The organism is uncultured Stenotrophomonas sp., from assembly GCF_963519925.1.
GTDB lineage: Bacteria > Pseudomonadota > Gammaproteobacteria > Xanthomonadales > Xanthomonadaceae > Stenotrophomonas > Stenotrophomonas maltophilia_AE.
The window spans coordinates 1-9,664 of record NZ_CAUQPH010000132.1 but is presented as its reverse complement, the minus strand read 5'-3'; the positions used below and the strand labels follow the sequence as shown (position 1 = coordinate 9,664).

Below are 9,664 nucleotides of genomic sequence, written 5' to 3'. Positions count from 1 at the left end.
GGCTGGCGGCGCGCTCGGCCTCCAGCAACGCGCGGCTGACCTGGTGCGGCCCGGTGTCGCCCAGCGCGACCTGGATGTACAGATCGTCGACGCTGTCGGCGTGGAACCTGCGCGCGGCCGCGGCCAGGTCGGCCTGCTGCAGGCCCAGGCGCTTCAGTTCCCGATCGAGCAGGTCGCGGCCGGCCTGCACGTTGCGCGCGCGGTCCAGCTTGTGGAACCAGCCCCGCACCTTTTCGCGCGACCGGTTGCTGGCCAGGTAACCACTGGAGGCCAGCAGCCAGTCGCGGCGCGGGTCGGCCTCCTTGCCGGTGAGGATCTCCACGCGGTCGCCGCTGCGCAGGCGGTAGGTCAACGGCACGATGCGGCCGTTGACCTTGGCGCCCCGGCAGCGGTGCCCGACCATGGTGTGCACGTGGTAGGCGAAGTCCAGCGGGGTGGCGCCCTGCGGCAGGTCCATCACCTCGTCCTTCGGACTGAGCGCATAGACCCGGTCTTCGGTCAGCTCCGCATCCAGCGCGCCGGCCAGTTCGCCCGCCGTTCCGTCCTGCGACTGCTCGAGCAGCTGCCGCATCCAGGTGATCTTGCGGTCGAAGGCCTTTTCCGCGCCCTTGCTGCCTTCCTTGTAGCGCCAGTGCGCGGCCACGCCGAGTTCGGCCTGCGCATGCATGTCATGGGTGCGGATCTGCACTTCGATGGTGCGCCCTTCCGGACCGACCACGGCGGTGTGCAGCGAGCGGTAGTCATTGGCCTTGGGGCGGGCGATGTAATCGTCGAACTCGCTGGGTACCGGTGCCCACAGCGAATGCACCACGCCCAGCGCGGCATAGCAGGCGGCCACGTCCTTGACCATCACCCGCACCGCGCGGATGTCGTACAGCTGCTCGTAGGCCAGCCGCTTCTTCTGCATCTTCCGCCAGATGCTGTAGATGTGCTTGGGCCGCCCACTGACCTCGGCCTCGATGCCCTGGGCCAGCAGTTCGCGCGACAGCGCCTTCTTGACCTGCTCGACATAGCGCTCGCGCGCCAGCCGGGTTTCATCGACTTCGCGGGCGATGCGGCGATAGGTGTCCGGCTCCAGGTGGCGGAAGGCCAGGTCTTCCAGTTCCCACTTCAGCTGCCAGATGCCCAACCGGTTGGCCAGCGGCGCGTGGATGTCGCGGGTCAGCTGGGCCAGTGCCCGACGTTCCTCCTCGGGCAGGCGGTCGGCCGCGCGCATGCGCGCCAGCTGCCGCGCCAGCAGGATCGGCACCACGCGCAGGTCGTGGATGATCGACAGCAGCAGCCGGCGCAGGCCTTCGCTGTTGCGCCCGGCATCGCGGCCGGCATGCAGCGCCCAGACCTGGTCGGCTGCGTCCAGCCCGTCCAGCAGGCCGACCACCGCGGCCTTGTGGCTGCCCAGCGGCAGCGCGTCCAGGTCGCTGCGCAGCCCGGGCAGGTCGAACAGCAACGCGGCCAGCAGGGCGCTGTCGTCGGCCGACAGCAGGGCCAGTGCATCGAGGGTGTCGGCCAGCACCGGCCACGCGGCGGTCGGGGCGTGCGCGCCCGGCGCGTCCTGCCAGCGCTGCAGCAGCGCCTCGCGCAACGCGGGCGGCAGGGCGGCGGCCGAGGGGCGGTTCAACAGGCCATCCAGGCCGGGGACGGAAGCGCGGTTCACAGCATCATGCAGACAAGACAGAGAGCCCTACACTAGCGCTGCTATCGTTGCCCGACAATCACAACCGTCGTCCGTACCCGTCAATTGCATTCCTGGAGAGCTGCCATGCGTTTTTCCCGTCTGAGGTTGTTGGCCTGCGCGGCCGTGCTGTTGGGTCTTGCCGGGCCGGCCCTGGCCCAGCGCGTTGTCGGAGGCGACCTGCAGCAGCAGATGTCCCCCGCCGAATTCAAGGCTGCCGGCCTGGACAAGCTCAGCCCGGCCGAACTGGCCGCGCTCAACGGCTGGCTGCAGGGCAAGGTTGCGGCGGTCACCGCCGACGTGCGTGAACAGGCACGCGAGGAGGCGCGCGAAGAAGGCCGCCAGGAAGTGATCAAGAAGAACCGCGGGTTCTTCGACTTCGGCAGCAAGGAACCGATCGTCAGCACGCTGCAGGGCGAATTCCGCGGCTTCGGCAAGGGGCGCCGCTACGTCCTGGCCAACCAGCAGGAGTGGGAACAGACCGACGATGCCACGCTGTCGGCGGGGCGCCGCACCGATCCGGAGGTGACGATCACGCCCGGGCTGATGGGCTCGTGGTACCTGCAGGTCAAGGGTATCAATACCCACACCAAGGTCCGCCGCGTCAAGTAACCCGGTGCGCCCCGTGCCGACCCGGCAGGGGCGCGTCCGTTTCAAGCCTGGCGCAGTGCCGCCACGCGCTGGGCCAGCTTCTTGGCCGAAATGCCGGTCTTAGCGCCCAGTTCCTGCGCGAACAGCGACACCCGCAGCTCTTCCAGGTCCCAGCGCAGCGCCTGCCACTGCGGGCGTCCGCGCAGGCCCCGCGCCTGCGCGTCGTCCAACGCCTCCAGGAACGGACTCAGCTCCAGCATGCGTGCCTGGTCGCGCGGTGGATCGCGCTTGGCGCGCTCGCTGCGCAGGATCATCGCGCGCAGGTAGCGCGGGTACTGCGCCAGCGCATCGGCGGGCGTTTCGCGCAGGAAACCGGGGTGGACCAGGGCCGCGAGCTGCTGCTCCAGATCATCCAGGTTGCCGCGTGCCCAGCCCATCAGCGGCGCCTCCAGCGCCGGTTTCAGCTCGGCCACGTGGGCCAGGATGTTCTCGGCCAGCTTCAGCCGCGCCATCGCTTCCCCGAACAGGTCGCGCCCGGCCGCATCGCGCCGTCTGGCGAACGCGGCAGGGTCGCGGATCTCGCCCAGGCCGTCGGCCAGTACGGCATTCATCGCCGCATCGACCAGGTCGCCACGCAGGCGCTCCTGCGATTCGATCGCCGCGTACAGCAGCCCGGTCTTGGGCGGCACCGGCAGCTGTTTGCGCGCCTGCTTGGCTTTGTCGGCCAGCGCGATCTCCAGCAGGCGGCGCACGCCGCGCGGGTGCTGCTCCAGCGCTTCGTTGCGGTCGGCGAAAATCCGCAGCGACGCCGTTTCACCCGCATCCACCAGCGCCGGATACGCCGGCACACCGGCTTCGCCGGGAACCTGCAGCGGAATGGCGCTGGAGGGGAACTCGCGCAGGCCTTCGGCGGCGAGCGCGCGGCCGGCACGTTCGGCGAAGGCATCGCCAGCCTGTTCGCCGAAACGGGCACGCAGCGCGTCCAGGTCGCGCGAGGCGGCCAGCAGCTTGCCCTGTGCATCATGCAGGCGCAGGTTCATGCGCAGGTGCGCATCCAGCGCGGTTTCGTCGAAATCCAGCGCGCTGACCTGTGCACCGGTGGCCTTGGACAGGAAACGCGCCAGTTCGCCGCGCAGGTCGTCGGCGCTGGGGGCCGGGAAGGCTTCGGCAAAGGCGCGCCCGAAGTCCGGCGCCGGCACGTAGTTGCGGCGCATGGCCTTGGGCAGGCTGCGGATCAGCGCCGAGGCCTTGTCGGCGACGAAGCCGGGGGCCAGCCACGACAACCGCGCCGGGTCCAATGCATTGAGCAGGTGCAGCGGCACATCCAGGCTCACCCCGTCGTCCTCGCTGCCGGGCTCGAAGCGGTAATGCAGCGCCAGCCGCGCATCGCCCAGCGGCAGGTACATGGGATACCGTTCGGCGTCGCTGCCTTCGCCGGGCAGCAGGTCGGCCAGCGACCAGGCCACCGCGCGGCGTTTTTCCGGCGCCAGGCCTTTCCACCAGCTGTCCAGGCCTGCGGACGAATGGATCTCCGCCGGAATGCGGTCCAGGTACCAGCGCGCCTGCCAGTCCTCGTCGGCGACGATGCCGGCGCGGCGCAGCTTGGCTTCCTCTTCGCGGGCCTGCTCCAGGACTTTCAGGTTGTCGGCGATGACGCTGGCGCGGGTGTTGATCTCACCGCTCACCAGCGCCTGGCGCACGAAGATGTCGTGCGCCTCGCCCGGCGCGATACGCCCGTAGTGCACCGGCTTCTTCGGCGCCAGCACCAGCCCGAACAGGCTGATCTGCTCGGAGGCCAGCACCTGGCCCTGCGCGCGCGACCAGTGCGGATCGAAGTGCTTGCGCAGCAGCAGGTGCGGCAGTTCGGCGATCACCCAATCGGGCTCGATTGCCGCATTGGTCAGGCCCCACACCTTCTGCGTATCGAGCAGGGTGGCGGCGAGCAGCCACGGCGGCGGGCGCTTGGCCATCACCGAACCGGGGAACGGCAGGAAGCGGCGCTGGCGCGGAGCGAGGAAATCGCCCTTGTCGCTGCGGTGTCCGATCTGGGTAGGCAGGCCGGCGATCAGCGCGCGGTGCAGGGTCTGGTAGGCATGGGCGCGGACGCGGTCGCTGAAACCGGCACGCGCGTCGGCGGCAGGGGCAGCGGGTGCAGGCGCTGCCGTCGGCGCGGCCGCAGCAGACGCTTCGACCTTGCCCTCCCGGGCCAGACGCGCGGCGCGGTGTTGCTGGCCACGGGTGACCTTGGCCTTGGCGGCGTCATCGCGTACCGGTGCAGGCGCCGACGAGCCCGCCAGCAGCGGTGCCATCGCGCTGTCCATGGGCTCCTCGTTCCAGCCCAGCTCCTCGCACAGCACGCGCAGCTGGCGGTGCAGCTCGCGCCACTCGCGCATGCGCAGGAAACCGAGGAAATGGCGTTCGCACCAGCCGCGCAGCTTGGACTGGGTCAGGTCTTCGTGGGCCTGGCGGTAGCCGTCCCACAGGCGCAGCACGCCCACGAACTCCGAGCGGCCATCGGCGAACAGCGCGTGCGCGTTGTCGGCCGCCGCGCGCGCCTCGGGTGGCCGCTCGCGCGGGTCCTGGATTCCCAGGAACGAGGCGATCGCCAGCATCGGCCGCAGGCAGCCCTGTGCCTGGGCGGCGACCAGCATGCGCGCCAGCTTGACGTCCACCGGCAGGCGCGCCATCTGCCGCCCGATCGCGGTCAGCCGACGCTCGTCGTCCACCGCGCCCAGTTCGCCCAGCTGCTGCCAGCCATCGGCGATGGCGCGCTCGTCGGGCGCCTCCAGGAACGGAAAATCCTCGATCCGGCCCAATCCGAGCTGGAGCATGCGCAGGATCACGCCGGACAGGCTGGAGCGGCGGATTTCCGGGTCGGTGAACTCGGCGCGCGACTGGAAGTCCGCTTCCGAGTACAGGCGGTAGCAGATGCCTTCCGAGACGCGGCCGCAGCGACCCTTGCGCTGGTTGGCGCTGGCCTGCGAAATCGCCTCGATATGCAGGCGGTCCAGCTTCTGGCGCGGACTGTAGCGCTTGACCCGGGCCAGGCCGGGGTCGATCACGTAGCGGATGCGCGGCACCGTGAGCGAGGTTTCGGCCACGTTGGTGGCCAGCACAATGCGCCGCCTGCTGCCGGGACTGAACACCATGTCCTGGTCCTTCACCGACAGCCGCGCGTACAGCGGCAGCACGTCGGTTTCGCGGTACTTGCGCCGTTCCAGCGCCTGGTGCGCATCGCGGATCTCGCGCTCGCCGGGGAAGAACAACAGGATGTCGCCGCGCGGGTCGGCGCGGGTGATCTCATCCACCGCCGCCACCACCGCGTCGTTGACCGTGCGCTCACCATCGCGGCCACCGTCCGCGTCGCCGCCCCCCTCGCCTTCCAGCGGCCGGTAGCGCACTTCCACCGGGAAGGTGCGGCCTTCCACGCTGATCACCGGCGCATCGTCGAAGTGCTGGGCGAAGCGCGAGGTGTCGATGGTCGCCGAGGTGACGATCAGCTTCAGGTCCGGGCGCCTGCGCAGCAGCTGCTTGAGGTAGCCGAGCAGGAAATCGATGTTGAGGCTGCGCTCATGCGCCTCGTCGACGATGATCGTGTCGTACTGCGACAGCCATCGGTCGCTGCTGATCTCGGCCAGCAGGATGCCGTCGGTCATGAACTTGATCCGGGTGTCATCGCCGACGCGGTCGGTGAAGCGCACCTGGTAGCCCACCGTGGTGCCCAGCTCCGAATGCAGTTCCTGCGCGACGCGGGTGGCCACCGCGCGTGCGGCAATCCGTCGCGGCTGGGTGCAGCCGACCATGCCGGCCACGCCGCGCCCGGCGGCCAGGCACAGCTTGGGCAGCTGCGTGGTCTTGCCCGACCCGGTTTCGCCGGCAATCACCACCACCTGGTGGTCGCGGATCAGCGCGGTGATGCGCTCGGCTTCACGCGCAATCGGCAGGCTGTCGTCCAGAGTGACCGACGGCAGGTTGCGTGCCCGCGCCTGGCGCCGCTGCACCGATGCCTGCAGCGCCTGCTCGAAGGCGGCGGCGACGCCCGCGTCGGCCGGTTTGGCCCGGCAGCGCGACAACAGCCCGAGCAGACGCCCGCGGTCCCGGCTCATGGCCCCATCGATGGCGGCCTGCTGCGAAGACAGGGACGAAGCGGCAGGTTGTTTGATAGCGGTCATCAATCGAATCGTTTGGTACGTATGAGTACAACTGAAGGTTAGTCTGATCTATTGTGAAGGCCATCCACTCCACGAAGAGGAACTCCCCCATGGCGAAGACCAAATCACCCGCAAAACCGAAGGCCACCCGGCAGAAGCTGGCGGCCGGCATCCCGGCGGCACCGGCGGCACCGGCGGCCCCCAACATCGATATCGGGATCAAGGTGGGCGATCGCAAGAAGATTGCCGATGGACTGGCGGCCTACCAGGCTGACGCGTTCACGCTGTACCTGAAGACCCACAATTTCCATTGGAACGTCACCGGCTCGATGTTCAACTCGCTGCACCTGATGTTCGAAACCCAGTACACCGAGCAGTGGGCAGCCCTGGACGAGGTTGCAGAACGCATCCGCGCACTGGGCTTCAATGCCCCGGGCTCCTACCGCGAGTTCGCCGCCCTGACCTCGATCGCCGAGGAACCGGGCCTGACCGACAGCGCGGACTGGCGTGAAATGGTACGCCAGTTGGTGGTCGCCAACGAAGCGGTCTGCCGCACCGCCCGCAAGGTGCTGGACGTGGCCGACGACGCCGACGACGCCCCCACCGAGGACCTGATGACCCAGCGCCTGCAGACCCACGAGAAGTACGCCTGGATGCTCCGCTCGCTCCTCCAGTAACGCCCGGGCCCGTTCCCCCGATGCTCCATCGGGGGAATTCCGGACGGGGAACGCCCCCCGGAACCGGTAAACTACGGCGATGTCTTCCCGCCCCGCGCACGAACTGCTGCACCGCATTTTTGGCTACGACGATTTCCGCGGTCCGCAGCAGGCGATCGTCGAGCATGTCGCGGCCGGTAACGACGCGCTTGTCCTGATGCCCACCGGCGGCGGCAAGTCGCTGTGCTACCAGGTGCCCTCCCTGCTGCGCGAAGGCACCGGCATCGTCATTTCGCCGCTGATCGCGCTGATGCAGGATCAGGTGGAAGCGCTGCGCCAGCTCGGCGTGCGCGCCGAATTCCTGAATTCGACCCTCGACGGCGAAACCGCCGCCCGGGTGGAGCGCGAGCTGCTCGCCGGCGAACTGGAACTGCTGTACGTCGCGCCCGAGCGGCTGCTGACCGGGCGCTTCCTGTCGCTGCTGGCACGCAGCCGGATCGCCCTGTTCGCCATCGACGAAGCCCATTGCGTCTCGCAGTGGGGCCACGACTTCCGGCCCGAGTACCGCCAGCTCACCGTGCTGCACGAGCGCTGGCCGGACGTGCCGCGCATCGCGCTGACCGCCACCGCCGACCCGCCCACCCAGCGCGAGATCGCCGAGCGCCTGGACCTGACCAACGCCCAGCACTTCGTCAGCTCCTTCGACCGCCCCAACATCCGCTACACCGTGGTCCAGAAGGACAACGCCAAGCGCCAGTTGCTGGATTTCCTGCGCGGGCACCGCGACGAGGCGGGCATCGTCTACTGCATGTCGCGGCGCAAGGTCGAGGAAACCGCCGAATTCCTGTGCAGAGAGGGCATGAACGCCCTGCCCTACCACGCCGGCCTGCCGGCCGAGGTGCGCGCGTCCAACCAGCGCCGCTTCCTGCGCGAGGACGGCATCGTGATGTGCGCCACCATCGCCTTCGGCATGGGCATCGACAAGCCCGACGTACGCTTCGTGGCGCACACCGACCTGCCCAAGTCGATGGAAGGCTATTACCAGGAAACCGGGCGTGCCGGCCGCGACGGCGAGCCGGCCGAGGCCTGGCTGTGCTACGGCCTGGGCGATGTGGTGCTGCTCAAGCAGATGATCGAGCAGTCCGAGGCCGGCGAGGAACGCAAGGCGCTGGAGCGCTCCAAGCTGGACCATCTGCTGGGCTACTGCGAATCCATGCAGTGCCGGCGCCAGGTGCTGCTGGCCGGGTTCGGCGAAACCTATCCGCAGCCCTGCGGCAACTGCGACAACTGCCTGCAGCCGCCGGATGCCTGGGATGCCAGCGTGGCCGCGCAGAAGGCGTTGAGCTGCGTGTACCGCAGCGGCCAGCGCTTCGGCGTGGGCCACCTGATCGACATCCTGCGTGGCGGCGAAAACGACAAGATCCGCCAGTTCGGCCACACCGAACTGAGCACCTATGGGATCGGCAAAGATCTGGATGCCCGCACCTGGCGCAGCGTGTTCCGCCAGCTGGTCGCGGCCGGCCTGCTGGAAGTGGACAGCGACGCCTACGGCGGCCTGCGCCTCACCGACGGCAGCCGGCAGGTGCTCAAGGGCCAGCGCAAGGTGATGATGCGCCGCGAAAGCGCCAAGACCCGCGAACGCGACCGCAGCGGGCAGCGCACCGGCCTGTCGGTGCTGCCGCAGGACCTCGCCCTGTTCAACGCGCTGCGCGGGCTGCGCGCCGAGCTGGCGCGCGAGCAGAACGTGCCGGCCTTCGTGATCTTCCACGACAGCACCCTGCGCAACATCGCCGAGCAGCGCCCCACCAGCATCGACGCGCTGGGCCGGGTTGGCGGCATCGGCGGCACCAAGCTGACCCGTTACGGCGAGCGCCTGGTCGAGATCGTTCGCGAGGAAGGCTGAGCCGCATGCGCTCGAGCGGACCCACGTCCAGAGTTGAACCCGCTGTTCAGCGAGGGGTGCGCCTGCCGCGCTTTGGCGCTAAGGTGGCGCCCATGTCTGCCGGTGGCCTGCTCCTGCGCGTGGTGTTGATGCTCAGCCTGTTGCTCAACGGGCTGAACGCGGCCATGGCCGGTCCGATGGTGCTCGCCATGGCGATGCCGGCCGCCCCGACCGAGGACGCCCCGGCACCGCCCTGCCATGGCGAAGGACACGCCGCCCTGCTCGGCGAGCGGGCTGACACGCCGCCGCCTGCCCAGGCACCCGACGACAGCGAGCACTGCAGGATCAAGGACTGCCTGCGCAACTGCGCCCAGCAGCCGGGCCTGACCGCCCAGATCGCCTGGATCCCCACACCGCCGCCGCTGTCGCCGGCGCCACTGCCGGCCACCCAGGCCGTCCTGCGCAGCCTGCCGCTGGACCGCATCACCCGCCCTCCCATCGCCTGACCGGAGCTGACCGGGCCGGCGCTCGCCACGAACGCCCGCTCGACGCGACGCCGTGCTGCCGCACGCGCGTCCTGCCGGCACCTGCGCGTGCCCTCGGATTCGATTCGGAGTTGCAATGTCACACCCCTCTCCCCCCGGCGCGGGCGATCCGCCCGTGCCATCGCGGCGCCTGTTCGTGCAGGGCCTGGCCGCCGGCGGCGTGGTTG

Annotated in this window: 6 protein-coding genes; 4 read left to right on the top strand and 2 right to left on the bottom strand. The window is 69.6% G+C overall.

Annotated features, from left to right (window positions below; all coding sequences use genetic code 11):
- Positions 1-1,654, bottom strand: a 1,654-nt coding sequence (locus tag RWO33_RS16800) for a TGS domain-containing protein (RefSeq protein ID WP_314106286.1), incomplete at its 3' end; no start/stop codon positions are given.
- A gap of 105 nt (positions 1,655-1,759) precedes the next feature.
- Here RWO33_RS16800 and RWO33_RS16795 point away from each other — a divergent pair.
- Positions 1,760-2,284, top strand: a complete 525-nt coding sequence (locus RWO33_RS16795) for a hypothetical protein (RefSeq protein ID WP_314106285.1) — start codon at positions 1,760-1,762, stop codon at positions 2,282-2,284.
- 41 nt (positions 2,285-2,325) lie between these two features.
- Here RWO33_RS16795 and hrpA read toward each other — a convergent pair whose 3' ends face one another.
- Positions 2,326-6,435 carry an ATP-dependent RNA helicase HrpA gene (gene hrpA / locus RWO33_RS16790; protein ID WP_314106283.1) on the bottom strand — a complete coding sequence of 1,370 codons (4,110 nt, stop codon included), beginning with the start codon at positions 6,433-6,435 and terminating at the stop codon, positions 2,326-2,328.
- Between the two features lie 89 nt (positions 6,436-6,524).
- Between hrpA and RWO33_RS16785 the strand changes: the two genes are divergently transcribed.
- The 3 genes from RWO33_RS16785 (at position 6,525) to RWO33_RS16775 (ending at position 9,458) form a co-directional block, all read left to right on the top strand.
- Entirely contained in the window at positions 6,525-7,091 is a 567-nt protein-coding gene (locus RWO33_RS16785; RefSeq protein WP_314106282.1) for a Dps family protein, read from the top strand.
- A 79-nt stretch (positions 7,092-7,170) separates the two neighbouring features.
- Entirely contained in the window at positions 7,171-8,973 is a 1,803-nt protein-coding gene (gene recQ / locus RWO33_RS16780; protein WP_314106281.1) for a DNA helicase RecQ, read from the top strand.
- Between the two features lie 92 nt (positions 8,974-9,065).
- Positions 9,066-9,458 (top strand): CopL family metal-binding regulatory protein, encoded by a 393-nt coding sequence (locus tag RWO33_RS16775; RefSeq protein WP_314106280.1) that lies wholly within the window; start codon positions 9,066-9,068, stop codon positions 9,456-9,458.
- The last annotated feature ends 206 nt before the right edge of the window (positions 9,459-9,664 follow it).

Excerpts from the sequence above, each read along its gene's own strand:
- RWO33_RS16795 (WP_314106285.1), top strand. The coding sequence starts at position 1,760 with ATGCGTTTTTCCCGTCTGAGGTTGTTGGCCTGCGCGGCCGTGCTGTTG.
- hrpA (WP_314106283.1), bottom strand. The coding sequence starts at position 6,435 with ATGACCGCTATCAAACAACCTGCCGCTTCGTCCCTGTCTTCGCAGCAG.
- RWO33_RS16785 (WP_314106282.1), top strand. The coding sequence starts at position 6,525 with ATGGCGAAGACCAAATCACCCGCAAAACCGAAGGCCACCCGGCAGAAG.
- recQ (WP_314106281.1), top strand. The coding sequence starts at position 7,171 with ATGTCTTCCCGCCCCGCGCACGAACTGCTGCACCGCATTTTTGGCTAC.
- RWO33_RS16775 (WP_314106280.1), top strand. The coding sequence starts at position 9,066 with ATGTCTGCCGGTGGCCTGCTCCTGCGCGTGGTGTTGATGCTCAGCCTG.